This window comes from Collinsella sp. AF36-3AT, assembly GCF_003475205.1.
Lineage (GTDB): Bacteria > Actinomycetota > Coriobacteriia > Coriobacteriales > Coriobacteriaceae > Collinsella > Collinsella aerofaciens_AF.
In genome coordinates this window covers 143,590-169,207 of record NZ_QROZ01000004.1, presented here as the reverse complement: position 1 = coordinate 169,207, position 25,618 = coordinate 143,590, and the positions used below count along the sequence as shown (strand labels likewise).

The following is a 25,618-nucleotide window of genomic DNA, read 5'->3' as shown; positions in this document are numbered from 1 at the left end:
AGGGCATGGGGATGATCCTGCGTCCCCGCGCGGGCGCCCCCGGTTACCCAACCTCTTCGATAGGAGCTTTTCCCACATGGCAGACATCGCATTCGAGAAGGACCTCTCCGTCGCCGAGACCGGCATCGGGGGCCTGAAGGTCGTCGACCTCGCCGTCCACGGCGACTCGCGCGGCTGGTTCAAGGAGAACTGGCAGCGCGCCAAGATGACCGCCCTGGGCATCCCCGACCTCCGCGTCGTCCAGAACAACATCTCCTACAACGACAGCCGCGGCGTCACCCGCGGCATCCACGCCGAGCCCTGGGACAAGTTCATCTCCGTGGCCCGCGGCTCGGTCTTCGGAGCCTGGGTCGACCTGCGCGAGGGCAGCGCCACCTACGGGAAGGTGTTCACGACCGTTCTGGATCCCAGCAAGGCCATCTACGTCCCGCGCGGCGTGGGCAACTCCTTCCAGGCCCTGGAGGACGGCACCGCCTACACCTACCTGGTGGACGCCCACTGGTCCCTCGAGCTGAAGAGGACCTACACCTTCGTGAACCTCGCCGATCCGGAGCTCGCCATCGAGTGGCCCATCCCGCTGGATCAGGCCACCGTCTCCGAGGCGGACAAAAACCACCCGATGCTCAAGGACGTCATCCCCATGGCGCCCAGGCGCACCCTCGTCACCGGCTGCAACGGCCAGCTGGGTCATGCGGTCCGCGCGCTCGCCGAGGAGCGCGGCGTCGCCAAGGACTTCGACTTCTGCGACATCGACACCTTCGACATGTCCGACCCGGCGGCCTACGCGCAGTACGACTGGTCGCTCTACGGCACCGTGATCAACTGCGGCGCCTACACGGCCGTCGATAAGGCGGAGGCCCCTGAGGGCCGCGTGACCGCCTGGAAGGCCAACGCGACGGGGCCCGCCCTTCTCGCACGCACCTGCGCCGGGTACGGCATCACCCTGGTCCACGTGTCCAGCGACTACGTCTTCGACGGCACCGCCGAGGTCCATACGGAGGACGAGCCGTTCTCTCCGCTGTCCGTCTACGGCCAGACCAAGGCCGCCGGCGACATCGCCGTCGCGGGGTGCCCGCGCCACTACATCATGCGCAGCTCCTGGGTCATCGGCGAGGGACACAACTTCGTGAAGACCATGAAGTGCCTGTCCGACCGCGTCGCCGACCCGGACGACAAACTGGACAAGATCACCGTCGTGGACGACCAGCTGGGCCGCCTGACCTTCACGCGCGACATGGCCGAGGCCATCTTCCACGTGCTGGGGACGCACGCCCCCTACGGCACTTATAACTGCACCGGCTCCGGGGCCGTGAGGAGCTGGGCGGACATCGCACGCGCCGTCTTCGAGGCCGCCAACGGCAACGGCGAGAGGGTCGTGCCGGTTTCGACCGCCGACTACTACGCGAACGCCGCCGGTCCCGTCGCCCCGCGCCCGGTCCACTCGGCGCTCGACCTGTCCAAGCTCGAGGCTGCAGGCTTCCACATGCTCGACTGGGAGGAAGGGCTGGGGGAGTACCTCAAGACGCTCTAGCCGTTATTAACTTTTCGAGAGAAAAAGCCGCCGCTTGTTAACGGCGGCTTTTCTTATGCCTGGCGTATAGACCCGCTGCAACAAGGGCGGCGGCGGTCGCCAGACTCACTGCAAGCCCCGCAAGGGCGCCCGGAGTCTTGTAGGTCATCACGATCTTATTCGCGCCTTTCTGCATGTTCAGGGACGACAAGCCCTTATCGGCGGCGGGCGTTAGTTCTGCGGCGGTTCCGTTTACCGTTACGTTCCAGCCCTCATCGTACGGAACGCTCAACAGCAGGTTGCCGTCATCCTTGGCGGTATACTCGCCTTCGATCCTTCCGTCCTCAAAAACCGTCGTAATAAACTCGCTCGCCTTAAGCTCGTTAATAATCTGCTCGAAAACATCCAGATTGAGGGCGTAAAAGACCGGCTCATTGTCTTGGGGCATGTCTGTATAGCCCTCTGCGACTCCGATTGACACCGTATGCTGGCTCGGGGTGTCCGATGCATCCGCAATCTGGCGGATATTATTGTCGAATCTCCAGGCCTCGTTTTTGATTGCTCGCTGGTCGATGGTAAGGGCGACGGGCCAATAACTGCCGGCGGTAGCATCTTTGTTGATGTAGAGATACCCGATGGAGCTTGCCGGAAGAGTAACGCTCCATTGCTTTAAGCTATCGCTATTCTCCGTGCTCGCGGCCTCGATCTTGGTATAGAGCTCGACCTTGCGGCCTAGGATTTTGCTGTAGAGGTCGTTCTGCTTTTCGAAGGGGTTCTCGCTCTTCAGCGTGCTGTTTTGGATATCGCTTGAGGCTGCGACGCCAATGCTGAGCGCATAGGGGTTCTCGTACACCGAGCTTGTGGAGTCGGCCTGATTCGTCTTGGCCGAAACGTATCCTGCAGGCGCGTTTTCAGGAATGGCGTACTTAACTCCCAATAGGGCATCGACGGCGAGAATGGGCTCGGCATAACGGGTCGAGAATTCGCCGACGCTGCTGTATCCAAGGGAGTTGAGCAGTGCGATGGCCTGTGGGTTGTTAGCAGACGAATACGAAGACAACTGGTTGTACCCAAGCGCTAGGCCTTCGTTGAGGGCGGCGCTATCGGCACGCGTGGTCGTTCGATCGATGCGGTAGAATGACGCAGAATCCTGGTCTTGAATGGCTGTGATCGTGTTGGTTGCGGTGGCGACATAGGTGCTGTTGGCTTCTTCGGAATGGCCTGCGTACAGTTGGTTCCACATCACATGGGCGTTGATAAACAACTCAATTGCGGTGATTGTCAGGATTGGTAATACGACGGCTGGTCGATAGGCATGACGAAATTTGGGCTGGCCCTCGAACACCTGCAACGAATAGCCCGCTGCCCACAGCGCAAAGAAGCTCAGCAAGAAAGTCGTGCGCGAATAGAATCCGTTGGGCACGCGCATGCCGCACCAGATGTACTCGAGCGGGCTCAAAACGGAGCTGGCGACCAGGATTATCGTGACGACGAGCGTTGCGATGCGTGTCTTGATCGAAACCGTGCGGTTAAACAGCAGGCTCACCGCGAGCAGCATCATGATGACGCCGCAATAGAACTGCGGTGTACTATCGTTGTTCACCCACATGCCAGGGAGAAAGCCCCTGATGAGCGATCTGAGGCTGGTTTTAAGCAGCGGCCCGAGGGCTAGGACGGGGCCGCCCTTGGACATGGCAAGGATGGTCGGCAAAAAGGTCCAAGCGGACAGAAGTAGCCCGAGCACGATGGCGCCTGCGAATCGCAGGGCCCGATCGAGCATGAGCTTCCAGCTAAAACCTTCTTCTGCAACATAATCGACAAATTCGACCAATACGAAGATGCAGAGGAACAGGATGCTGATGTAGGCCGTATACCAGCAGAACATGACATTGAGCGCCGTTGTGATGACGAGGCGGATCATGCGCTGCTTGCGGATGAGCTCGTGGCATCCGTAGGCGCAGATGGGCAGCAGGATCAGGCAATCAATCCAGAGTGGGTTGCGCAGGTTGCTGATGGTCCAGCTGCAAAACGTGAACGAGAGGGATAGCAAGAATGCGGCGGGCTTGGAAAGGTCAAAGCGCTTTTGCACATACCAAGCGCTGCTGATGTGGATGCAGCCAAGCTTGAGCGCGGTTATGGCAAATACGAAGAGCGTCAGCTTGTCTGCGGGAAACAGCACGCAGAGCAGGTTGAAGGGGCTGGCGAGGTAGTAGCTATAGAGCCCCCATGTGTTCATACCGAGGCCCTGTGAGAAGGAATAGCGAAGGTTTGCCTCGCCTAAAAGGACGCGGCGAAACCACGCGAAGAAGTCGATGTATTGGTATTTGAGATCGTTGGTGAGAAACGAGTTGTCGCCAAAGGGGTAGACATGCCCCGCCTCTGCAAGTGCGACAAAAAATGCGATGGAAAACGTGAAGCAGGCGGCGTAGAACGCCACATTCTTGAGCGTGCTGTTATTGGGCCGTGTCATCAGATTCCTCGTTGGATTCTCGAATGATATAGATGGGGCGGTGCTTGGCCTCCAAGTAGGCTTTTGCTAGGTACTCGCCAATGATTCCCAGGCACAGGAGCTGCATGCCGCCAAACAGCGTAATGAGGCAGGCAAGGGAGGGCCATCCGCCTACGGGATCGCCCCAAACAAGCGTTTTGACCAGGATGACGATAAATCCCATGATGGCGATGAGGCAGAAGACGATACCCGTGAGGGCGGCGAGGGAGAGTGGCGCCGTGGAAAACGCGACGATGCCGTCGATGGAATAGAGGAGCAGCGACCAAAAGCTCCATTTGGTCTCACCGGCCACGCGGTTGACGTTTACGTAGGGGAGCCATTTGGTCTTGAAGCCGACCCAGCCGTAGATGCCCTTGGAGAATCGATTGTATTCGCCCATGGAGATGATGGCGTTGACCATAGGTTGCTTCATGAGCCTAAAATCGCGTGCTCCGTCGACGATGTCGGTCTTGGAAATGCGGTTGATGATCTTGTAGAACATACGGGCGCAGAACGACCTGATGGGAGGCTCGCCTTCGCGGGTGGTCCTGCGTGTGGCGACGTTATCGTAGTCTTCGGTTTGCAAGATCTCGTACATCTGCGGCAGGAGCGAGGGCGGGTCCTGCATGTCGGCATCCATGGTGGCGACATAGTCGCCCTTTGCGTGCTGGAGTCCGGCGAGTAGTGCCGCCTCCTTGCCAAAGTTGCGCGAGAAAGAGTGCCAGCGGATGGCGTATGGATGCGCCGCCGCAGCTTCTGCCTTCATGACGGCGAGCGTTTTGTCTGCCGAGCCATCGTCGATGAGGACGGCTTCAAAGGAGATGCCGGGGTCTTGCCGGGTCATGATGCGAACGACGCCATCGAGCTCTTTGAGAAAGATCGGAAGTGATTCCTGCTCGTTGTAACACGGCACGACGATGGAGATGAGCGGCATGTGACTTACCTCTCGTTTTTATTTGCGCTGGAGGGAATGCTGCAGCCATATGTGTTATACACGTTGACCTCCCACTGTTTACGCTCAACCTTTGCAACGGAATCAAGGATAAGCCCCGTCGCGAGACTCAGGCCACAAAGGAACATGAAAGATGCGGCGAGCATTGCAGTGGGGAAGCGGGGGACGAGACCGGTCTGGAAATATTCGACGACGATGGGGATGCCCAGGGCGAGGCCGATAATCGCAAACAGAAGCGCGACCAGGCTGAAGAATTTGAGCGGACGGTAGTCCTTGAACAGCGTGCCGATCATCGCAACGACTTTAATGCCGTCGCTCACGGTATTGAGCTTGGACTCGGAGCCTTCCGGACGGTCGCGGTACTCGATGGGCACATCTTTGATGCGCCAGCGGTGGTCGACGGCGTGGATCGAGAGCTCGGTTTCAATCTGGAAACCCTCGGAAAGCACAGGGAAGGTTTTAACGAACGGGCGGCTCATGGCGCGGTAGCCGGTCATGACGTCATCGAAGCTGTAGCCATAGATCCACTTGATCATGGCGCGAACTAGGTTGTTGCCAAAGCCGTGGAAAGCACGCTTGTTTTCCTCGGCGTAGGTGCCGTTGGAAAGGCGGTCGCCTACGGTCATGTCGGCCGCGCCGTTAAGGATGGGCTCGCAGAGGGCTTTGGCCGCCTCGGCGGGATAGGTGTCGTCGCCGTCGACCATCAGGTAGCAATCGGCGTCGATGTCGCGAAACATCTGGCGGCACACGTTGCCCTTTCCCTGGCGGGGCTCAAAGCGGACCGTGGCGCCGTGCTCGGTAGCGATGCGTGAGGTATCGTCCGACGAGTTGTTGTCATAGACATAGACCGTCGCTTGCGGAAGCTCGCGGTGAAAGTCGTCGATGACTTTGCCGATCGTGAGGGCTTCGTTGTAGCAAGGGATGATGACGGCGATGGATTCAGAATTCACTCAATGCTCCTTATACTTTCAATCCTTGAAAGTATAGCCGTTTGGGCTTGGCATCCTAAGATGTGGGTTAGTTCTCCAGTTTTGTTGCGCGAATCGTTTGCATGGCCGTCGGGTCTATACTGTTCGTTTGTCAACGATTACGAGTAAAGGAGTTGCATCCGTGTCGGATCAGACAAAGCAACAAGAAACTCGCAGTCTGCCTGCGACGTTTGCTAAGAACGAATTTGAGAAGGATGCGTTTATCCTTCGTCAGCTGGTTACCAAGGATTTTAAGATCAAGTATCGCCGTAGCGTTCTGGGTGTCGCATGGTCGGTGCTCAATCCGTTGCTGATGATGATCGTCATGGCCATCGTGTTCTCGACGATTTTTGGCCAAGGCCGCAATGGCTCAATGACGCCCGAGATGTACCCGCTGTACTTGATCGTGGGTAACATTACCTTTGCCGTCATGTCCGAGTCTACGAACCAGGCCCTGACGTCTATCGTGGGCGCTGCCCCTCTGCTCAAGAAGGTTAAGGTGCACCGCTGGGTCTTCCCGGTGCAAAAGGTGCTCTTCTCGCTGGTCAACTTTGCCTTCTCGCTGGTCGCCGTCGCCATCGTCATGCTGTGGTTCCGCGTTATGCCTTCTTGGCACCTCATTCTGCTGCCGGTTTGCCTGCTGCTGCTTATGTGCTTCTGCATGGGCCTGGGCATGATGCTCTCTGCTCTTACGGTCTTTTTCCGCGACGTTATGCATCTATGGAGCGTCGTCATTACGGCGTGGACTTACATTACGCCCATCTTCTGGACGACTGACTATATTGCGCAAATGCCGCATCTCGTGCGTATCTTGATGTATGCGAACCCCATGTTCAACTACCTGCAGTTTATGCGCGATATCTTTCTGTTTCAGACTACGCCCTCGCTCATGACGTTTGGTATGTGCGTTGCCTGGGCGGTTCTTGCGCTTATTATTGGCTACACCGTGTTCCATAAGTCCGAGCGCAAATTTATCCTCTACATCTAAGGAGTGCTGTGATGACTGAATCTGTTGTTGATTACAGCGAGCAGCCTCTGGCTGTCGAGGTCGACGACGTCACCATGATCTTTAACATGGCGTCTGAGTCGCTGACCAACCTCAAGGAGTACTTCATCAAGCTCGCCAAGCACGAGTTGTTCTTTGAGGAGTTTAGGGCGCTTAAGCATATTTCGTTTGATATTCATCGTGGCGAGGTCGTGGGTCTGGTTGGCACCAATGGCTCCGGCAAGTCTACGATGCTCAAGATTATCGCTGGCGTGCTTGAGCCAAGCGAGGGCAGCGTTAAGGTGCACGGTAACATCGCGCCGCTGATTGAGCTTGGTGCCGGCTTTGATCCCGAGCTGACCGCCCGCGAGAACATCTATCTGAACGGCGCCCTGCTCGGCTATACCAAGGAGTTCATCGACGCCAACTTTGACGGCATTATCGAGTTCGCTGAGCTTCAGAACTTTGTCGACATGCCGCTTAAGAACTTCTCCTCGGGCATGGTTGCGCGTATTGCCTTTGCAATCGCGACGATTACCGAGCCCGATATTCTGATCGTTGACGAGACGCTGTCCGTCGGTGATGTGTTCTTCCAGCAGAAGTGCGAGGCCCGCATCCAGCACTTTATCCAGAGCGGCGACGTGACGGTTCTGTTCGTTTCGCACTCCATGGAGCAGGTTGAACGCATCTGCCAGCGTGCCGTTTGGATTGAGAAGGGTGACCTTCGCATGGACGGCCCGGTCGATGAGGTCTGCAAGGCGTACCGCGAGCAGTTCAACTAGGTTATAATTACTTGCGCCTGACAGGTTTGCGCTTGCTTGGGCGTGCGGTTATTTGCTCCATTAGCTCAGTTGGATAGAGCAGGGGACTTCTAATCCCAAGGTCGACGGTTCGAATCCGCCATGGAGCACCAATAGAGTTTTTGAAGGCCCGGCTATTAAACCGGGTCTTTGCTTTAAAAGCACTCAACCGTGCTGTTGTTTAAACTCGGGCTGCAAGACATGGGGATGACTTGCAGCCTTTTTTATTCGCTATATGTAATGAGGTCCTATAAGTAAGCCCGGCGCAGCAATTGCTTTATCGCGGTCTTGGTATGATGTATAGCAAATTGTCGGTCGGCCGTTATTCTTTGGGAGCTTGCAATGATCGATTATCGCAATCCGTATACGCCCGGTGCGGGCGCGATGCCCAAGTATCTTGCCGGGCGCGACGATATTCTCGAAGCGGCTTCTCTTCAACTCAAGGCGCTTGCTGCGAACTACCAGAGCCGTTCGCTTGTTTTGTACGGCCTTAGAGGCGTTGGTAAAACAGTATTGCTTAACTCGATCGAATCTGTAGCCGAGGGCGAGGGTATTCTTGTCCGCCATATTGAGGTCGAAGAGAAGAAGGGTTTGATTGCTCCTTTGGCTTCGGCTTGTTGCTCGCTATCGGCTTCGCTTAATCGAATTGAACTCGTTAAGAGTAAATTGGAACAGATTAAGAACCTGTTTGCATCCTTAACGCTATCTGTTGATGCGGGCGATGGCTCGTTGTCTCTGGGCTTTAATGAAGAGGTTCTTGGGGCGTCTCTCGCCTCGTCTCATAATCTATCTGGCGATTTTACCGATATACTTGTCGTTCTAGGAAAATATGCTCAAGCTGCAGGATCTTCGATTTTTATTGGAATTGACGAGCTGCAGTATGCCAGTAAAGAAGAACTTGAAGCCTTGGCGTGCGCGCTTCATCGCGCGACCCAGCTTGGCCTTCCCGTTATGTTTGGCTGTGCCGGCTTGCCCAAGCTTCTAAAGATGCTGGGCGAAGCCAAGACCTATTCCGAGAGGCAGTTTATCTTCGTGAAGGTCGATTCGCTTCCTCGTGACAAGGCGGTTGAGGCTATTGTCAGGCCCGCGCAAAAGCTTGATGTGCGCTATTCCGACGAGGCTGTCGATGTCATCATTGACTATACAGAGGGCTACCCGTATTTCATCCAGGAGCTTTGTTCGACCATTTGGACTTCATCCGATAGTAAGTTCATTTCACTAGAAACCGTGCTCGGCTGCACCTCTATAACGGACATGCGTCTTGACGAAGGTTTCTTTAGCGTTAGATACGATCGATGCACTCCAAGGCAAAAGGAGTTTTTGATTGCCATGGTTCGCTGCGGCGAGCTTCCCTGTACGCTCGCGAATGTGGCTCATTATATGGGGAGAGACGTTTCGTCTATTGGACCCCTACGAGCTCAATTAATTAGCAAGGGCATGATTTACTCCGCCGCAAGAGGAGAGGTTGATTTTACTGTACCTCAGTTTGATCGATATTTGAGGCGTACAGAACGAATTGACTAGTTCGCTAATAACAGGAGGTCTGGCGCAGCTCATGAACGCTGCGCCAGACCTCCTGTTTGCTTATATCGGCTGGCTGAGCCCTCGCCTCTACGCCTCAGTCGGCTCCACGCCCAGTTCGTTGCGGACAAGCTCGAAGGCCGCGGCGATGGCCTTGTCCATGTCGTAGTACTTGTAGCCGCCCAGGCGTCCGGCAAAGATCACGTCGCCCTCCTGCGCCGCCAGCTCCTCGTACTGCCTGTAGAGGGCCTCGTTCCTGGCGTCGTTGATGGGGTAGTAGGGCTCGTCGCCGGGCTTCCAGTCGGCCGGGTACTCGCGCGTGATGACGGTCTTGTCCTGCGTGCCGAACTCAAAGTGCTTGTGCTCGATGATGCGCGTGTAGGGGATCTCGCGCTCGGTGTAGTTGACCACGGCCACGCCCTGGTGGTCCTGTTCGTCGAGCGTCTCGGTCTCAAAACGCAGGCTGCGGTACTCCAGCGTGCCCAGCTTAAAGTCGTAGAACGCGTCGATGGGGCCGCAGTAGATCGTCCTGGCGGCGATGTCGGGCTCGGCGGCGGCCAGCTCCTTGTACTCCACGCCGCAGCGCACCTCGACGCCCTCGAGCATGTTGGCGACCATCCTGGTGTAGCCGCCCATGGGGATGCCCTGGTAGCGGTCGTTGAAGTAGTTGTTGTCGTAGGTAAAGCGGCAGGGGAGGCGCTTGATGATGCTCGCGGGCAGGTCCTTGCAGTCGCGGCCCCACTGCTTCTCGGTATATCCCTTTACGAGCGTCTCGAAGATATCGCGGCCGACGAGCGACAGCGCCTGCTCCTCGAGGTTCTGAGGCTCGCCGATGTTCTCGGCGGCCACCTGCTCGGCGATCTTGGCCTTGGCGTCAGCCGGCGTGACGACGCCCGGCCACATCTTGGCGAAGGTGTTCATGTTGAAGGGCATGTTGTACATGCTGCCGCGGAAGTTGGCGACCGGCGAGTTGACATAATTGTTGAACTCGGCGAAGCGGTTGACGTAGTCCCAGACGTCCTTCATGGAGGTGTGGAAGATATGCGCGCCGTAGCGGTGGACCTGGATGCCCTCGACGTCCTCGGTGTAGATGTTGCCGGCGATGTGATCGCGGCGATCGATGACCAGGACCGACTTGCCGGCGCGCCTGGCGGCGTTGGCAAAGACGGCGCCCGAAAGGCCGGCACCGACGACGAGATAATCGAACTGGGACATGGATGTGCTCCTTTGTATGTAATCAAACAGTTACTTAAGATTTGGGACAAATAAACCTGATAATTCTGTTCCAAGGATTAGTGTACCAGGCGTGTTGTAGGCTTTCTTTCAGCAGCTTCAGCTCATGTGCATAGCCCCGGTTTCTAGATGATTTAAAGAATCTGCTAATTCGTCTTCAAACACTCCGGTAAGACTTTCGATACGGCATTCATTGCCTGCGGCTTTAGGTACTGCTCGTTGAGTCGCGCCTTTTTGTAAGCGTAGCGAGTGTCTGCTGAGTATTTGACCAGCACATCGGTGAAGAACCGCTCCCAGCTTAAATAATCGCGACTTTCGATATAGCTTGAGGGGTCCTCGAGGATTTTGGGAATGTCGCTGCTGGGTATGAGCTCGGAGCGCAGGAGTGTCCACTCAAACGATTCCGGGAGGAATAGGCGAACGTTCTTGTAAACGCGCTGTCCGAGCACCTTTTCGATGTAGGGACCAAATGCTGCTCCGTCTCCAATAGCAAGGATGTTTTGCTCGGGACATTCGTGAATCGTACGTTTTAGATTCGCAACGCCGGTGGCGGTATAGCAGGGGATCCCGAGTCGGTTGCAAAGAGCGTCGTAGAATTGATAGCCAGATTTGCTATCCTCAACAACTACGGCGTCGGGTGCCTCGAATCCAACATTTAGGTCCTGGTAAAGCATGTTTGCTGTGTGGCTGTATATCGGTTTTGTTACCGAGTAGAAGCGTTTATCGCTCTTTCGACCATTGATTGTTTTACTCGTGGTGTTTACCAGCTTTAGGATTTCGTCGACACTGTAGGGGAGCTCGCTGGCGTCTCGACGAGATATCAGAACAAAATAGTTGGACGACCCGTTAACGGCTTTTGCGAAGTCTTTTGAGTAGATAAATTCGTTGCCCTCATCTAAAAAGATTATTGAGTCCTCGATAATCGAAAGCTCGCGCTTCCAACGTCTGCCGGAAAGCGTTTCGCAGGGCACGTCGCAGCTGAGTGTAACGCCGCTTTCCGGTCCTCGGTCGTTGTAGTCGCGAATCATCGAGATAAGCGTCGTTTTGCCCGTGCCGCTGTTGCCGCGAATGAAGGAAATGTTGCGTTTAAAGGTGAGTGTGTATTTGACCTTTGCACGCTCTACGACAACGGTATGCGTTCCCTTCATTACTCATCAACATCCAAAAAGTCATTCGTGGCGCCAACAAACTCCTGCATGTTTCTGACGATGCGGTTATCGTTTTCAATGCGGATTTCAAAATTCTTCCAGGGGAACTTCATGATGTGGTAAAGGGTCACCAGCACATCCTGCTCTTTGCCGATCTTGAGTAGCCAGCGGGCACAGTTGTCTCCGCAGGTAGATGCGTTGAACACCATATTTGGGAGATTGCGTACTAACAGCAGCGTCTTGACGCCGCCGGACAGTTCGAGTGGGGTGATTGAGCCCAGCTGCTTGCTTACGATGTTGTGGGGGCCGATGAGCTCTGATCCGTCCACGCTTTTAATAATCTGTGCGGCCATAGGATCTTCGAACCATGAGTCCAAGTATGAGTTCCTAAAATAGGTTTCGGTATCGTAGATAGAACCGGGGTAATCCCCCAGATGGATGCTTAACATGCGCGTCTCCAGACGTTGTGTGACTGCAACGATTATATGCTAGTAATAAAGTGCCGCCAGTAGCGAGGTTGCTGCTGGCGGCACTGGCTATATTAGCGTGCGAATCGGCGTTGATGGATTTGCTCGCGAAGCTACTTTTCGAGACGCTCTTTCAGCAGCTCCAACGCGTGGGCATACCCCTGCAGGCCTTCGCCGGTGATGGTGGCGAAGCAGGCTAGGCGTGCATAGCTCACCTGGCGGAAGTCCTCGCGGGTCTCGACGGCGCTGATGTGGACCTCGACGGCAGGGATGGCGACGGCCTTGAGGGCATCGAGGATCGCGACGCTCGTGTGCGTGTAGGCCGCCGGGTTGATGACGATGCCGTCGACCTTGCCGTAGGCCTCCTGGATCTTGTCGACGATGCTGCCCTCGTGGTTGGACTGGAAGACCTCGACCTCGTCGAAGCCCTGTGCGGCGCCCGCTTCCTGGCAGATCTGCACTAAGCGGTCATAGTTGTCGCTGCCATAGATGCCCGGCTCGCGAATGCCGAGCATGTTGAGGTTGGGGCCGTTAATGACGAGTGCTTTCATGGTTGCTTCCTTTGTGGTTGGTTGGCGTGGCCGGTCTTGTGGTCTTCGACGTTTGCCCAGGTAAAACCTGCCAAAATAAACCTGTCCCTTTTTGGCAGGTTAGAGGGTCTCGACGATGGCGGCCGCGGTTTTGGCGGCGCAGTCGCGTGAGTCGATGATGTAGTCGGCCCAGGAGCGGTAGCGCGGCATGCGCTGCTCGGCGAGCTTGTCGATGCCATCGCGCGCCGTGATGGGGCGGCCCTTGTGGGCGAGCTCGTCGAGCTTGCGATTGAGCATCACAATCTGGCTGTTCTGGTGCAGCAGCGGGTAGTTCTCGTCGCGCGTGACCACGCCGCCGCCGGTGGAAAGCACCAGGCCGCTGCGCTTGGAGATGTCGGCCAGCGCCGCCGTCTCCTGTTCGCGGAACGCCGCCTCGCCGCGCTCGACGATAAAGTCGGCGCAGGGCATGCCCAGGCGCTCCTCGAGGGCGCGATCCAGATCGATGTGCTCTCGCCCCGTGAGCAGGGCAATCTGCTCGCCCACACGGGTCTTGCCCGAGCCCGGCATGCCGATCAGCGCGATGTTCTGTTCGCGGCGTGACAGGCGCTCCGTTACGTCCAGAATGCGCTCGCGCGGAGTGACCTGGCCGGTGTAGCGCTCAACGGCTTGCGCCGCCTGGGCCACGAGCATGAGCAGACCGCCGATGCAGGGGATGTCGCGGCGCTCGGCCTCGAGCATGAGTCCCGTGCGAGCGGGGTTGTAGACAATGTCGATAACGCCCTCGAGCGCATTGAGCCCCTCGAGTGTGCAGGGGGCGTCGGGACAGTGGGGGAACATGCCGGCGGGCGTGCAGTTGACGAGCAGGGCAGCGTCGGACTGCTGCGAGATATTGTCGTAGTTGACCTGGCTCGTGCGGCCCACGGGCACGACGGTGGCGCCCAGATCGCCGAGCACCATACTGGCCGTAGTACCCGCGCCGCCGGTGGCTCCGAGCACGAGAGCCTTCTTGCCGGCAACATCAACCCCCAGCTCCTCGACCAGACACTGAAAACCAAAGTAGTCGGTGTTGTCGCCGCGCAAACAACCGTCAGGCAGGCGTGTGATGGTGTTGACGTTGCCCATGCGCTCGGCGAGCGGACTCAGCTCGTCCAGATACTCCATGACGGCGCGCTTGTAGGGGATGGTCACGTTGGTGCCCTCCCATTCGTCGCCCGTCATAAAGGCCTGGAGGTCCTCGGGCTCGCGCTCAAAACGCACGTATTCGAGCCCCGCGAGCTCCTTGTAGATGGTCGGCGTGTAGCTGTGGCCCAGCACGCGGCCCAGCACGCCGTAGGGGCGGGTTGCGGCGACATCGTTCATCTAGAGCACCTCCGTGTAGCTGCCAAAGTAGGTAAAGCTCTCGCACACGTCGTCGATGGAATCGAGCAGGTCGTCGAGGGCCCTGCTGCCAAAGGGGCAGTCCAGGTCAAAGTAGAACATAAACTCAAAGTCGCGGCCGGGGATGGGGCGGCTCTCGAGCTTGATGAGGTTGATGTTGAGGGCGTAGAAGCGCTCGAGCACCCGGTAGAGGGCGCCCGGCTCGTTGGTCGTGGTGATCATGAGCGAGGTGCGGTTGGCACCGGGGTAGACGCGTGGCTCGCGGCTGATGACGACAAAGCGCGTGTAGTTGTTGTCCGAGTCCTGGATGTTGGATTCCAGTATCTCCAGGCCATACAGTGCGGCACAGCTGCGCGAGGCGATGGCGGCAACGTCGGTGCGGTCGGAGTTAGCGACCATCTCGGCCGACATGGCCGTGTTGGGGTACTTGGTGGCGTGCAGGTCGTGGGCTTCGATAAAGCCGGCGCACTGGGCAATGGCTTGGCCGTGGCTGTAGACCTCACGCACGTCTGCGAGCTTGGTGCCGGGTTTGACGAGCAGGTTATGGTCGATCTTGAGGCGCAGCGAGCGCACGATATGGAAATCGAACTGTGCGAGCAGGTCGTAGACGGCGTTGACGGAACCCGCGGTGGAGTTTTCGATGGGCAGCACGCCAAACTCGCAGAAGCCGTCACGTACGGCGCGCATGACGCCCTCGAAGGTCTCGAAAAACGCGATGTCGGGCACGTCGAAGAGCTTGCACGCGGCGATTTGGCTGTAAGCGCCCTCGACGCCCTGGCAGGCGACGGTGGCCGTTTGAGGGAAGGGCGTGTCGGAGGCTGTAGCCGTGGCGTGGGCCTTTTGCGAGACGGTGATGCCCTTGAGCTCGTTGATGTAGCGCTGCTGCTCGGCCTTGCTCATGCTCATGAGCAAGCGGAACAGGGTGATGGTCTGTGCCTCATAGCGCTCGGGCGCGCGGCTGGCGAGGTTGTTGAGCTTGGAGCGCTCACGGGCGGGGTCGAAGACGGCCTTGCCCATCTCGATTTTTGACTTGGCGACCTCGGTGGCAATGTCCATGCGCTCGACAAAGCTGTTGAGGAGCGTGGCGTCGATGCCATCGATGGCCTGGCGGATGTCAGCAAGGTCCATGGAGACCCCTTTCACGTGTCGGGGGATGTTGAGGGGTGGGTAGTTAGCGCTGGGCGGCGTCTTCGAGGAGGGCGTCCCAGATGGCAAGGGCGGCGGCTGCCTCGGCTACGGGGACGGCTCGGGGGACGATGCAGGGATCGTGGCGGCCGTGGACCGAGAGCTCGGCATTTTCCATAGCGTCCATGTCCACCGTCTGCTGCTCGCGGCCAATTGAGGGCGTCGGCTTTACGGCCATGCGCCACATGACGGGCGCGCCGGTCGAAATACCGCCCAGGATGCCGCCGGCGTTGTTGGACTCGACCTCGATCTCGCCGGTCTCGGCATCGATGCGATACGGATCGTTGTTCTCGCTGCCACGCATGGCGGCCACGGCAAAGCCCATGCCAAACTCCACGCCCTTTACGGCGGGAATGCCAAACGCGATTTGCGCGATGCGGTTCTCGATGCCATCGAACATGGGGTCGCCGATGCCCGCAGGAAGCCCGTAAATGCCGCACTCCACGATGCCGCCGATGCTGTCGAGTTCGTCGCGCGCGGCTAGGATTTCCTCGTGCATGCGGCCGGCGGCGGCGGCGTCAATGCACGGCAGATCGTTCGTAAGGATCGCCTTGCGGTCGGCCTCGCGATAGACCATGTCGTCCATCGGCAGGTCGGAGATGCCGCCGATCTGCGCGACGTGCGCCATCACGTTAATGCCGCGGGCCTCGAGTGCCTGCAGCGCAATGCCGCCGGCGATGCACAGGGGTGCCGTTAGGCGGCCGGAGAAGTGTCCGCCGCCGGCGACATCGTGCATGTTGTGATACTTCACGCGCGCAGGGAAGTCCGCATGTCCGGGGCGGGGCTTGCGGCGCAGTTCGGAGTAATCCTTGGAGCGCGTGTTGGTGTTCTCGATAATCGCGGCAATGGGCGCGCCGGTGGTATGTCCATCGACCACACCGGCGATGATGTGGGCGGCGTCGGCCTCGCGGCGTTTGGTCGCGGTCTCGTCGCGACCGGGGGCACGACGGTCAAGGAAGGCCTGCAGCTGCTCCTGGTCAACAGCGATGCCCGCCGGAATGCCATCGAGGGAGCAGCCGATGGCGGGGGAGTGCGACTGGCCGAAGATGCTTACGTGCAAGACGTTGCCAAAGGTCGAGGACATGCTATTCCTCCTCGAGTGTGACCTTGCCGCCCAGCAGGCGGTAGTGGTCGAAGAAATCGGGATAGGACTTGTTGACGGCCTCGGTGCCGTGGATCACGACCTCGCCGGTGGCGCGGCTCGCGGCGATAGCGGCCATCATGGCGATGCGATGGTCGTTGTGCGAATCGACCTCGCCGCCGGTGAAGGCATCGACACCCTTGATGATGAGGTCATCGCCGGCAATTCGTACCTGCGCGCCCAGCGCGGTGAGCTCGCGGGTGGTGGTGACCAGACGGTCGGATTCCTTGATGCGCAGACGGGCGCAATCGCGAATAAAGGTGCGGCCCTGTGCCAACGAGGCCACGGCCGAGATGACGGGCACCAGGTCCGGAATGTCGTGGGCACTCATCTCAAAGCCGGCGAGCTTGTCGGACTGCACGGTGGCGGCGTTGGTGGAGCGCACGATGCGGGCGCCAAAGCGCGAAAGCGCGGCAAGCACGTTACGGTCGCCCTGTGCGGAGCTTAGCGACACGCCCTCGACGGTGATGGGGTCGGTGCCGATGGCACCGGCGCACAGCCAAAAGGCGGCGTTGGACCAGTCGCCCTCGACGGCTACGCTGCCGGGCGTGCGGTACGAGCCACTGCTCACGCGGAAGTTCGTGACCTCGAGCTGGCCGTCCGTGGCCGGAATGCGCTCGACGTTGACCTCGACGCCAAAGGCCTTCATGGCCTGGATCGTCAGGTTGATGTAGGGGCGGCTTTCGATAAGGCCGCATACCTGCACGCAGGAGGGCTGGGCCAGCAGCGGGGCTGCCAGCAGCAGGCCGGAGATATACTGCGAGCTCACGTTGCCCGGAAGCACAAAAGTGCCCGGGCGCATGCGTCCGCTCGTCTTGAGCGGAAAACCGCCCAGACCCTGCAGGTCGCAGCCGGCGGCGATGATCTCGTCCGAGAGCGGGGAGAGTGGGCGGGCGCCCAAGCGTCCCTGACCCACAAAAGTTGCTTCTGCGCCCAGCGCGCAGGCGACGGGCAACATAAAGCGGAGCGTGGAGCCGCTTTCACCGCAGTCAAGCGTGCCGCCGGCAAGGGCCTTGAGCAGGCCAAACTCAACACTCTTCATGGTGGGGTGGACCTGGAAGCCGTCCTCGACGGTCTTGATGCGAGCCCCCAGTGCCGTAAGGCAGCGCACCGTGGCCTCGATGTCGGCGCAGGTGGTGTTGCAGGTGACGTGCGTCTCGCCGTTGGCAAGCGCAGCGCAGATGATCAGGCGATGCGCCATCGACTTGGACGCGATGGCGGGAACGGTGCCCTTGAGCGGGGACGGGGTGATGCGGGCTAGCATGCGGATGCGTCTCCCTTCTGGCCGAGGCCCTCGGCAATGAGTTCGTGGAAAGTGGAAAGCGGTGTGCGGTCGATGCTGCAGCGGCCAATGCCGTGCGGAATCACCAGGTCGATGGTGTCGCCCGCGCGCTTCTTGTCGTGGAGCGCCTCGGCAAAGACGGTATCGGCATCTAGGTCGCAGCGGGTCTTGAGGCTATGGCGGGCGCAGAGCTCCTCAATACGACCGGGCAGTGCGGCATCGCAGACGCCGTGCAGGGCCGCGGCGCGCGTGATGATGCCCATGCCGATCGACACGCAGTTGCCGTGTCCCAGCTCAAAGTGCTCGCAGGCCTCGACGGCGTGTCCGGCGCTGTGTCCAAAGTTGAGGAGCTTGCGCTGGTTGGTTTCGCGCTCGTCGGCGACGACCACGGCGCGCTTGATGTCGATATTGCGGGCGATGATGAGCGCTACGCGGGCCACATCGCGGTTGAGCAGCTCCAGCGTGAGCGGGGTCTTCTCCAGCTCGGCGAAAAGCTCCGGGTCGGCGATCACGGCGTGCTTGACGACCTCGCCGCAGCCGTCGGCGAACTGCTCGGGCGTGAGGGTGGCCAGGCACCCCACGTCGGCGATAACCACGCTCGGCTGCCAAAAGGCGCCGGCCAAGTTCTTGCCGGCAGCCAGGTCTATGGCGGTCTTGCCTCCCACCGACGAATCCACCATGGCGAGCAGGCTCGTCGGGATCTGCACAAACTTGCAGCCGCGCATGTAGGTGGCGGCCACAAAGCCCGCCACGTCGCCCACGACGCCGCCGCCGAGTGCCACGATCACGTCGGAGCGCGAAAGCTCGTGCTCGGCCACAAACTCCAAAATGGCAACATAGGTCTCGGCGCGCTTATGGGCCTCGCCGGCCTCGAAGGTGCAGATGCTCACCTCGTAGCCTGACGCCTCCAGGCTCTGCTTAACGGGCATCTGGTAGAGCGGGCCCACGTTGGTGTCTGTCACGATGACGGCGCGGGTGCCGCCGGCGGTGGCGCGGACGAGCGGGCCTGCCTGCTCCAGCAAAAACGTGCCCACATGCACCTGGTAGGGGCGTGCGGTGTCGATATCGATGGTAATCGCCATAAGCTTCGGTCCTTTCGACCTGGCGTGATGGGTGGTCTAGTGGGAGGCCTCGTCGTCGAGTGCGCGCTTAATGCGGTCGCCCTCGGCAAGGAGGTTCTCCAGATAGCGCTGGTCGCGGTCCTTGAGCGCGCGGCTGTAGGCGCCGAGCGATTCGATCAGATGGTCGATCTCGAAGGCGAGCGCATTGGCGTCGTCGATCATGAGCTCGGACCACATCTGCGGATTGAGGTGCGCTACGCGGGTGAGGTCGCGGTAGCTGCCGGCCGAAAAGCCGTGGTGAACCTGAGCGGTCGGGCTCTTAACATAGGCGTTTGAGACGACATGCGCGAGCTGGCTCGTAAAGGCGATGACGCGGTCGTGCTCGGCGGCGCTGGTCACGCTGAACTTGCCAAAGCCCAAGGGGCGCACCATCTCGCGCACCTGGCCCAAGAGCTCGAGCTTAAGGGCATCGTCTACCGCGGGTGGAACGAGCACCAGGGGAGCGCCCTGGAACAGGTCGGCGCGGGAGTGAGCGTAGCCCGAGAACTGGGTGCCCGCCATGGGGTGCGCGCCCACAAAGTAAAAGCCGTGCTCGCGGGCAAGCTCAAAGGCGCGCTCGCACACGATGCCCTTGACGCCCACCGTGTCGATCACCACGGGGCCCATGATGGCCTCGGTATCGGTGGCGTCGGCGAGCGCTTGGGCGTGCGCCTCGAGCCACTCGATGCATGCCTCGGGGTAGCAGGCCAGCACGATGATGTCGCATTCGCCGAGCGTCTCGTCGTTGAGCTCGCCGGCAACGGTGCCCATACTGGCGGCCGTCATGACGTCGTCATCGGGGTCCCAGGCCAGCACGCGGACGCCCGCCTGCGCATAGCCGCGGGCAAAGCTGCCGCCAATGAGGCCCAGGCCCACGACGCCGGCGCACTTGGGGCCACCCTGGTTAACGCGCGCGTTTCTCACGGTACCCATGGGCTACTCCATGGTCTCTTGGCAGACGACCTCGCGGATGGCGTGGATGCGGCGCATGGTGTCGTCGAACTGGTCGGGGGTGAGGGCCTGAGCGCCGTCGGACCAAGCGTGGCTTGGGTCGTCGTGGACCTCGATCTCCAGACCGTTGGCGCCGCAGGCAGTCGCGGCGAGCGCCATGGGCTCAACGTAGCGGGTGTAGCCGGTGGCGTGGCTGGGGTCGGCGACGACGGGCAGGTGTGACAGATGGTGCAGCACCGGCACGGCGTTAAGGTCGAAGGTGTTGCGAGTACGGGTTTCGAAAGTGCGGATGCCGCGTTCGCACAGGATAACGTTGTCGTTGCCCTCGCTCATGATGTACTCGGCTGCCATAAGCAGCTCGTCGACGGTGCCGGACATGCCGCGCTTGAGCAGGATCGGGGTCTTGGTCTTGCCGACCTCCTTGAGCAGGGGGAAGTTCTGTGCGTTGCGGGCGCCGATCTGCATGACGTCGATTTTCTTGTCCAGGAAGACCTGCACGTCGCGCGGGTCCATGATCTCGGTGACGATCGGCATGTCGAGCTCGGCAGACGCCTCGCACAGCAGGTCCAGACCGGCGGGGCCCATGCCCTGGTAGGCGTACGGGGAAGTGCGGGGCTTGTAGGCGCCACCGCGCAGCATCGTGGCACCGGCGGCCTTCACGCGGCGGGCGATGCGGATGAGGTTCTCGCCCTCGACGGAGCACGGGCCGGCGATGACCTGGAACTGATCGCCGCCGATCTTGACGCCGTGGCCGCAGTCGATGACGGAGTCCTCGGGGTGGAACTTGCGGTTGGCGCGCTTGAACGGCTCGGAGACGCGCTGCACGCGCTCGACGACATCCATGGACTCGAGCAGGAACGGGTCGATCTTGGTCGTATCGCCCACCAGGCCGATGATCGTCTCATTCTCGCCGCGCGAGACATCGGTCTTCAGGCCCTTTTTCTCAATCCAGCTGACGATATGGCTGACGGCCTCGTCGCTGGCGCTCTCTTTTAAAATTGCAATCATGGTGTGCCTCTCACCTCGATGGATAACCCTTGCAAAAACGGCCCGCATCGCGAGCCGTGTACATATGGTGCATGAGAGTTTATACTATCTGACTCGCTTTTGCCTTCTAAAGTGGGCCGTTGAGCCGCGTCTTCCTCGGAATTGCAAAGCTTTTTCTTTTATTTTGATAGCCCGTGGTGCACTTGGGTATAATGCCAAACGTTGGCCCTATTAGCTCAGGGGATTAGAGCGTCTGCCTCCGGAGCAGAAGGCCGTTGGTTCGAATCCAACATGGGGCACCATCGAACGTGAGACCGTCCGAACCTCGCATGGTCCGGGCGGTTTTTCTTATACCGACGCGACGTGATGGGACGTGGTATGGCAGCAACGGATATCGAGCGCGGACTCTCGACCGCCGAGGTCGAGGAGCGCATCGCCGCCGGTAAGATCAACCGCAACATGGAGCTCAAGACCAAGTCGGTCAAAGAGCTCATCATCGAGAACCTCTGCACGCTGTTCAATTTGATCAACGTGATTTTGGCGTTCCTAGTCATTTTGACCGGTTCGTTTAAGAATCTGACGTTCCTGTTCGTAGTGTTCCTCAATACTGCTATTGGCGTCATCCAGTCCATGCGTTCCAAGAAGATGGTCGATAAGCTCACGCTGCTGACCTCCAAGAAGGCCATTGCGGTGCGCGACGGCGCCGAGGTGGAGCTCGACCTGGACCAGATCGTGCTCGACGATATCATCCGCCTGGGGCGCGGCGACCAGATTCCCGCTGACGCCGTGGTGGTTTCGGGCGAGGCGCTCGTGAACGAGAGCCTGCTGACGGGTGAGAGCGACCTCATTAAGAAACAGCCCGGTTCCGAGCTCATGAGCGGCAGCTTTATCGACTCGGGCCTGCTGCGCGCCCGCGTGATCCATGTCGGCGCCGACAACTACGTGGCCAAAATTAATAACGAGGCGAAGTACGTCAAAAAGGTCAATTCCGAGATCATGAACGCGCTTAACGCCATCGTGCGCTTTGCGAGCATCATCATGATCCCGCTCGGTTTGGCGTTGTTTGCCTCGAGCGTGAGCGAGCTGTGGGATGCCGCGGGAACCCCAGGCAATAGCGCGCTTTCGTGGTGCTTCTCCGAGCTGTTGGCTGGTCATGTGCCTTCGTCGGCGCTGCTGTCCACGGTGGGCGCCCTGCTGGGCATGATCCCGCAAGGCCTGGTGCTGCTGACCTCGTCGGTGCTCGCCATCGCCACGGTGCGCCTGGCCCGCCGCAAGGTACTCGCGCAGCAGCTCTACTGCATTGAGACGCTCGCGCGCGTCGACGTGCTGTGCCTGGACAAGACGGGCACCATCACGTCGGGCCGCATGGAGGTCGAGGGTACCTATCCGCTGCCGGTCGAGGGTATGGGTGCGGGGGAGGGCGACGCCGCCGTTCCCGTCGATACCACGGTGCTCGATTTTGCGCTGGCTAACGTCGCACGTGCGACCTCGGCCGATGCCAACGAGACCTGTCAGGCGCTGCTCAACTATTACGCCGACCGTCCGGTCGAGGTGTCCGAGCCGCTGTCGGTCATTCCGTTCTCGTCTTCCAAAAAGTGGAGCGGCGCGTCGTTTGCACAGGGCTCATATGTGATGGGTGCGGCGCAGTTTGTGCTCTCTGATCGTGCGTTTGCCCAGGTCGAGAACCGTGTCGCCGAGCTTGCCGATACCTGCCGCGTGCTCGTGGTGGCGCGCGTTGACGGCTTTACGCCCGATGGCGATATGGTGGGCGAGGCCGAGCCCGTGGGCTTTGTGACCATACGCGACGAGATCCGTACCTCGGCGGCCGAGACCATCGGCTACTTTAACGAGCAGGGCGTGACTCTCAACGTGATCAGTGGCGACGACCCGCGTACGGTGTCGTCGATCGCGCGCGTGGTGGGCGTGCCGGGGGCGGACGCTTATGTGGACGCCACGACGCTCGATACGCCGGCCAAGCTCGATGCCGCAGTGGACCGCTACCATGTCTTTGGTCGTGTGACCCCGCAGCAGAAGCGCGAGCTCGTGCAGGCGCTCAAGCGCCGCGAGCACACCGTGGCCATGACAGGCGACGGCGTCAACGACGTGCTGGCGCTCAAGGAGGCCGACTGCTCCGTGGCCATGGCGGCCGGCTCCGATGCCGCGCGTAACGTGGCCGAGATCGTGCTCGTCGACAACGACTTTGCCTCGATGCCCGCCGTGGTGGCCGAGGGCCGTCGCTCCATCAACAACCTGCAGCGTTCGGCTTCGCTGTTCCTGACTAAGACGCTGTTCTCGATGGGCCTGGCGGCGCTGTGCATCGCACTGCCGCCGTACCCTTTCGAGCCGATTCAGATGACGCTCATCAACTTCTTCTGCATTGGCGCGCCGGGCTTTGTGTTGGGCCTGGAGCCCAACAATGCTCGCGTGAAGGGGTCGTTCCTGACGAACGTGCTCAAGCGGGCACTGCCGGCGTCGCTTGCGGTCATTTTGGCCGCGGCGCTCGATATCTTTGTGGCGCGCGTGTTCGGCTTTAACCAGCTCACGCTGTCTACGATGTGCCTACTTACGTCGTGCGCGGCGAGTGTCAGCCTGATCTGGCGTATCTCGCAGCCCCTCACGCCCTTACGTGTGGCGCTCTTTGTGTTTGTAGTTGCCGGCATCCTGACGGGCGTTATCGGATTCCCGAAGCTGCTGTCTATTGCCAACCTGTCGATGGGCCAGATGGTTATCTTGGCTGTCATCGTGGTCATCACCTGCTCGGTGTTCTTTAAGCTCGCCACGATGATGGATTCGCTCAAGCCGCGTCGTCGTCATGCCGCAACTGGTTTTGGCCGCGGTGTGCGCGTCCGCTTGGGTCGCGGTGGCGGCAAGGTGAGCTCGACGGGTTCGACGGCCGAGCGTTTTGCCAAGCGCGTCGCCGCCGACATGGCGCAGCGCCGCGAAGCTCGCACCGTTCGTGAGGCCGAGGCCCGCGCACTCGAGGGCGTGGCCCAGGCCCAGCCCAAGAAAAAGAAGAGTACCGGAGTCAAGCGCTCCCGCGTAACCAAGTCCGCCCAAGGCATCAAAGTCTCGATGCCGAGCAAAAAGAAGAAGTAACTACGCGCCCTGGCGATGTTGAATTGGTGCCTTGCTCCTGTGGGGCCTTGGCGATGTTATGCTCTAACCTCGATTGTTTGAATTGCTTCGAAAAGAGGATGCCGTGATCTGTCCGCATTGCCTTAAGACCATCGAGGACGGCGCCTCGTTCTGCCCCTACTGCAACGCCTATGTGGGTCCGGGCGATGGTCCCGAGCACACCGAATTCGTGTTCTGTGAGGGCTGCGGTGCCCGTCTTTCTCCGCATGATCGTACGTGCCCCAAATGCGGACGCCCCGCTCCGGGTATCCTCTCCGAGGACGCGGCCGCATCCGACCTGGCAGCGGGCCGCACGGCGGGCTTTCCGCGCCTAACGCAAGAGCAGATCGATACCGAGGTGCCGCATGCGCCGGCCTCTGCCGCTGCGGTGCTTTCGGACGCCGCCGACCCCAATGAGACCTGCGTGCTGCCGGCTTTCGATAAGGATTTCGGTATCCCCAAGGTCGATATTCCCATGCCCGTTTCCCTGCATGACGATGCTCAAAAACCCAAGCGCAAGGTGCACCCCGACGAGGACGCCTATCACAAGCACAAGCGTCATATTCCCAAGCCGCTTATCGTCATCGCGGTCCTTGCCGTCGTTTGCGGCGGTGCCTATTGGTTCGTGACGACCGATCCCATGGGTGTTATGCCCGGCTTCTACGACCAGTTTGGCCAAGCTGCACAAACCACCTTCCCCACGCGCCAAAAGGGCGAGGCGACTGAGGACGATACCAAGCAGGGCGATTCTGCCGAGGTGGTCCAGGAAGAAACCGTGCTCACCGATGATCAGCTCTATACCAGGCTCGACGGTCTGTATCAGACCATCGTGTCCTACGCTGACGAAGACCAGATCGGCGAGGTCATCGATTCCTTTAACAACGGCTATCTCCGAACGCCGCTGTCCACCCGTCAGGAGCTGTCGCAGAGTGCCTACGCCCTGCGCGACCAGATCAAAAAGACGCAAGATGAGCTCAACAACCTTAAGTACCAGGACGATTCGGTCTATGCGGATGACATCGCCCACTTAAAGCAGCTTGCCGAGTGGATGTATGAGCGCGTCGACGTGATCTGCCAGAGCTGGGATATTTCGCTGGCCATTCCCGATGGCGAGTCGATGAGTTCCCACCAAAGCGAGATCCTGGCGCCCATCGCGCAGGGCGGCAATAGCGCGCTGAACCAGTACGATGCCAATGTGGGTTCCTGGAAGCCGCAGCAGCGTTCCTAAAACTAGTTCGCCATAGTCGGCATAACCTACGTACGCAATTGATGTAAGCCCGTGCTTATTGCTACAATTCGTACAAATATGCTTTAAACGCACGAGGAAGGAACCACATGTTTGGTTTTAAGAAAGAGCTCTACACGCCCGAGTATCAGCTTGTCGGCGACGAGTGCGCCGTAATCGAGACGTCGAAGGGTACCATCAAGGTCAAGTTTGACGGCGAGGGCGCTCCCATTCATGTCGCGAACTTCTGCGAGCTTTCCACGATGGGTTTCTATGATGGCCTTAAGTTCCATCGCTATGTGCCCGGTTTTGTTATCCAGGGCGGCGACCCCAATACCCGCGACATGTCCGGCGCCGACGTCGCTGCCGGTCTTGAGGGCCCCGACGGTATGCCCGGTACCGGTGGCCCCGGCTACTGCATCAAGGGCGAGTTTGCCACCAATCCGCGCAACAGCCATGTCGATGGCGCCCTTGCCATGGCACGCTCCATGGACCCCGATTCCGCGGGTTCGCAGTTCTACTTCTGCCTGGGTGCCCAGCATAACCTCGATTCCGGTTACACCGTCTTTGGTACCACGGTCGAGGGTCTCGATGTGATTTCGCAGCTGCGTGCCGGCGACGAGATCGTCCATGTCGAGATCGTTCACGAGTAAA

Annotated in this window: 21 protein-coding genes and 2 tRNA genes; 9 read left to right on the top strand and 14 right to left on the bottom strand. The window is 59.7% G+C overall.

All coding sequences use genetic code 11. The features are described from left to right. The first annotated feature begins 76 nt into the window (after positions 1–76). On the top strand, positions 77–1,531 hold the full coding sequence (locus DW003_RS05655; RefSeq protein ID WP_118388014.1) for a sugar nucleotide-binding protein: 1,455 nt from the start codon (positions 77–79) through the stop codon (positions 1,529–1,531). 37 nt (positions 1,532–1,568) lie between these two features. Here DW003_RS05655 and DW003_RS05650 read toward each other — a convergent pair whose 3' ends face one another. From DW003_RS05650 to DW003_RS05640, 3 genes are read right to left on the bottom strand one after another with little or no spacing between them, the layout of a single operon-like run. Further along, entirely contained in the window at positions 1,569–3,980 is a 2,412-nt protein-coding gene (locus DW003_RS05650; RefSeq protein ID WP_118388012.1) for a YfhO family protein, read from the bottom strand. After that, positions 3,964–4,932: a glycosyltransferase family 2 protein gene (locus DW003_RS05645; RefSeq protein ID WP_118388010.1), complete on the bottom strand. Its 969-nt coding sequence runs from the start codon at positions 4,930–4,932 to the stop codon at positions 3,964–3,966. Before DW003_RS05645 ends, DW003_RS05650 begins: the two co-directional genes overlap by 17 nt. Positions 4,933–4,937: 5 nt before the next feature. Next, positions 4,938–5,900: a glycosyltransferase family 2 protein gene (locus DW003_RS05640; protein WP_118388008.1), complete on the bottom strand. Its 963-nt coding sequence runs from the start codon at positions 5,898–5,900 to the stop codon at positions 4,938–4,940. A gap of 160 nt (positions 5,901–6,060) precedes the next feature. Between DW003_RS05640 and DW003_RS05635 the strand changes: the two genes are divergently transcribed. The 4 genes from DW003_RS05635 (at position 6,061) to DW003_RS05620 (ending at position 9,227) form a co-directional block, all read left to right on the top strand. Beyond that, a complete protein-coding gene (locus DW003_RS05635; RefSeq protein WP_022094778.1) occupies positions 6,061–6,906 on the top strand; it encodes an ABC transporter permease in 846 nt (281 codons plus the stop codon). 11 nt (positions 6,907–6,917) lie between these two features. After that, positions 6,918–7,685 (top strand): ABC transporter ATP-binding protein, encoded by a 768-nt coding sequence (locus DW003_RS05630; protein ID WP_006236046.1) that lies wholly within the window; start codon positions 6,918–6,920, stop codon positions 7,683–7,685. Positions 7,686–7,739: 54 nt separating this feature from the next. After that, positions 7,740–7,816, top strand: a tRNA-Arg gene (locus tag DW003_RS05625). 229 nt (positions 7,817–8,045) lie between these two features. After that, positions 8,046–9,227: an AAA family ATPase gene (locus DW003_RS05620; RefSeq protein ID WP_118388006.1), complete on the top strand. Its 1,182-nt coding sequence runs from the start codon at positions 8,046–8,048 to the stop codon at positions 9,225–9,227. Positions 9,228–9,314: 87 nt separating this feature from the next. On the opposite strand, the gene glf is transcribed toward DW003_RS05620, so the two are convergent. The 11 genes from glf to aroF all read right to left on the bottom strand — a co-directional run bounded on the left by glf (position 9,315) and on the right by aroF (position 20,646). Further along, positions 9,315–10,439 (bottom strand): UDP-galactopyranose mutase, encoded by a 1,125-nt coding sequence (glf, locus tag DW003_RS05615; protein ID WP_118388004.1) that lies wholly within the window; start codon positions 10,437–10,439, stop codon positions 9,315–9,317. A 164-nt stretch (positions 10,440–10,603) separates the two neighbouring features. Further along, a complete protein-coding gene (locus DW003_RS05610; RefSeq protein WP_118388002.1) occupies positions 10,604–11,605 on the bottom strand; it encodes a translation initiation factor 2 in 1,002 nt (333 codons plus the stop codon). Beyond that, the gene (locus DW003_RS05605; RefSeq protein WP_117646372.1) at positions 11,605–12,054 is read right to left on the bottom strand and encodes a DUF4869 domain-containing protein; all 450 of its coding nucleotides are present in this window, start codon (positions 12,052–12,054) and stop codon (positions 11,605–11,607) included. Before DW003_RS05605 ends, DW003_RS05610 begins: the two co-directional genes overlap by 1 nt. A gap of 131 nt (positions 12,055–12,185) precedes the next feature. Beyond that, the gene (gene aroQ, locus DW003_RS05600; RefSeq protein WP_117583259.1) at positions 12,186–12,623 is read right to left on the bottom strand and encodes a type II 3-dehydroquinate dehydratase; all 438 of its coding nucleotides are present in this window, start codon (positions 12,621–12,623) and stop codon (positions 12,186–12,188) included. A gap of 99 nt (positions 12,624–12,722) precedes the next feature. Continuing rightward, entirely contained in the window at positions 12,723–13,961 is a 1,239-nt protein-coding gene (locus DW003_RS05595) for a shikimate kinase (protein WP_118388000.1), read from the bottom strand. Then, entirely contained in the window at positions 13,962–15,107 is a 1,146-nt protein-coding gene (gene pheA, locus DW003_RS05590) for a prephenate dehydratase (protein ID WP_118385163.1), read from the bottom strand. Between the two features lie 43 nt (positions 15,108–15,150). After that, positions 15,151–16,248, bottom strand: coding sequence for a chorismate synthase (gene aroC / locus DW003_RS05585; RefSeq protein ID WP_118387998.1), 1,098 nt, complete (start codon positions 16,246–16,248; stop codon positions 15,151–15,153). A 1-nt stretch (position 16,249) separates the two neighbouring features. Next, a complete protein-coding gene (aroA, locus tag DW003_RS05580) occupies positions 16,250–17,569 on the bottom strand; it encodes a 3-phosphoshikimate 1-carboxyvinyltransferase (RefSeq protein WP_118387996.1) in 1,320 nt (439 codons plus the stop codon). Further along, complete coding sequence (gene aroB, locus DW003_RS05575; protein ID WP_118387994.1) at positions 17,563–18,669, bottom strand: 3-dehydroquinate synthase; 1,107 nt, start codon at positions 18,667–18,669, stop codon at positions 17,563–17,565. The genes aroA and aroB overlap by 7 nt, the downstream gene beginning before the upstream one ends. A gap of 36 nt (positions 18,670–18,705) precedes the next feature. Beyond that, positions 18,706–19,620, bottom strand: a complete 915-nt coding sequence (locus tag DW003_RS05570; protein ID WP_118387992.1) for a prephenate dehydrogenase/arogenate dehydrogenase family protein — start codon at positions 19,618–19,620, stop codon at positions 18,706–18,708. A 3-nt stretch (positions 19,621–19,623) separates the two neighbouring features. Beyond that, on the bottom strand, positions 19,624–20,646 hold the full coding sequence (aroF, locus tag DW003_RS05565; protein WP_117773552.1) for a 3-deoxy-7-phosphoheptulonate synthase: 1,023 nt from the start codon (positions 20,644–20,646) through the stop codon (positions 19,624–19,626). 204 nt (positions 20,647–20,850) lie between these two features. On the opposite strand from aroF, the gene DW003_RS05560 reads away from it, so the two are divergent. From DW003_RS05560 to DW003_RS05545, 4 genes are all read left to right on the top strand, one after another. Beyond that, positions 20,851–20,927, top strand: a tRNA-Arg gene (locus DW003_RS05560). Between the two features lie 76 nt (positions 20,928–21,003). Next, positions 21,004–23,721: an HAD-IC family P-type ATPase gene (locus DW003_RS05555; RefSeq protein ID WP_118094273.1), complete on the top strand. Its 2,718-nt coding sequence runs from the start codon at positions 21,004–21,006 to the stop codon at positions 23,719–23,721. Positions 23,722–23,824: 103 nt separating this feature from the next. After that, positions 23,825–24,967 (top strand): zinc ribbon domain-containing protein, encoded by a 1,143-nt coding sequence (locus DW003_RS05550; protein ID WP_158550965.1) that lies wholly within the window; start codon positions 23,825–23,827, stop codon positions 24,965–24,967. A 107-nt stretch (positions 24,968–25,074) separates the two neighbouring features. Further along, positions 25,075–25,617 carry a peptidylprolyl isomerase gene (locus DW003_RS05545; protein ID WP_055249980.1) on the top strand — a complete coding sequence of 181 codons (543 nt, stop codon included), beginning with the start codon at positions 25,075–25,077 and terminating at the stop codon, positions 25,615–25,617. The last annotated feature ends 1 nt before the right edge of the window (position 25,618 follow it).

Coding starts and splice junctions, on each gene's coding strand:
- DW003_RS05655 (WP_118388014.1), top strand. CDS start 77: ATGGCAGACATCGCATTCGAGAAGGACCTCTCCGTCGCCGAGACCGGC.
- DW003_RS05650 (WP_118388012.1), bottom strand. CDS start 3,980: ATGACACGGCCCAATAACAGCACGCTCAAGAATGTGGCGTTCTACGCC.
- DW003_RS05645 (WP_118388010.1), bottom strand. CDS start 4,932: ATGCCGCTCATCTCCATCGTCGTGCCGTGTTACAACGAGCAGGAATCA.
- DW003_RS05630 (WP_006236046.1), top strand. CDS start 6,918: ATGACTGAATCTGTTGTTGATTACAGCGAGCAGCCTCTGGCTGTCGAG.
- DW003_RS05620 (WP_118388006.1), top strand. CDS start 8,046: ATGATCGATTATCGCAATCCGTATACGCCCGGTGCGGGCGCGATGCCC.
- glf (WP_118388004.1), bottom strand. CDS start 10,439: ATGTCCCAGTTCGATTATCTCGTCGTCGGTGCCGGCCTTTCGGGCGCC.
- DW003_RS05610 (WP_118388002.1), bottom strand. CDS start 11,605: ATGAAGGGAACGCATACCGTTGTCGTAGAGCGTGCAAAGGTCAAATAC.
- DW003_RS05605 (WP_117646372.1), bottom strand. CDS start 12,054: ATGTTAAGCATCCATCTGGGGGATTACCCCGGTTCTATCTACGATACC.
- aroQ (WP_117583259.1), bottom strand. CDS start 12,623: ATGAAAGCACTCGTCATTAACGGCCCCAACCTCAACATGCTCGGCATT.
- DW003_RS05595 (WP_118388000.1), bottom strand. CDS start 13,961: ATGAACGATGTCGCCGCAACCCGCCCCTACGGCGTGCTGGGCCGCGTG.
- pheA (WP_118385163.1), bottom strand. CDS start 15,107: ATGGACCTTGCTGACATCCGCCAGGCCATCGATGGCATCGACGCCACG.
- aroC (WP_118387998.1), bottom strand. CDS start 16,248: ATGTCCTCGACCTTTGGCAACGTCTTGCACGTAAGCATCTTCGGCCAG.
- aroA (WP_118387996.1), bottom strand. CDS start 17,569: ATGCTAGCCCGCATCACCCCGTCCCCGCTCAAGGGCACCGTTCCCGCC.
- aroB (WP_118387994.1), bottom strand. CDS start 18,669: ATGGCGATTACCATCGATATCGACACCGCACGCCCCTACCAGGTGCAT.
- DW003_RS05570 (WP_118387992.1), bottom strand. CDS start 19,620: ATGGGTACCGTGAGAAACGCGCGCGTTAACCAGGGTGGCCCCAAGTGC.
- aroF (WP_117773552.1), bottom strand. CDS start 20,646: ATGATTGCAATTTTAAAAGAGAGCGCCAGCGACGAGGCCGTCAGCCAT.
- DW003_RS05555 (WP_118094273.1), top strand. CDS start 21,004: ATGGCAGCAACGGATATCGAGCGCGGACTCTCGACCGCCGAGGTCGAG.
- DW003_RS05545 (WP_055249980.1), top strand. CDS start 25,075: ATGTTTGGTTTTAAGAAAGAGCTCTACACGCCCGAGTATCAGCTTGTC.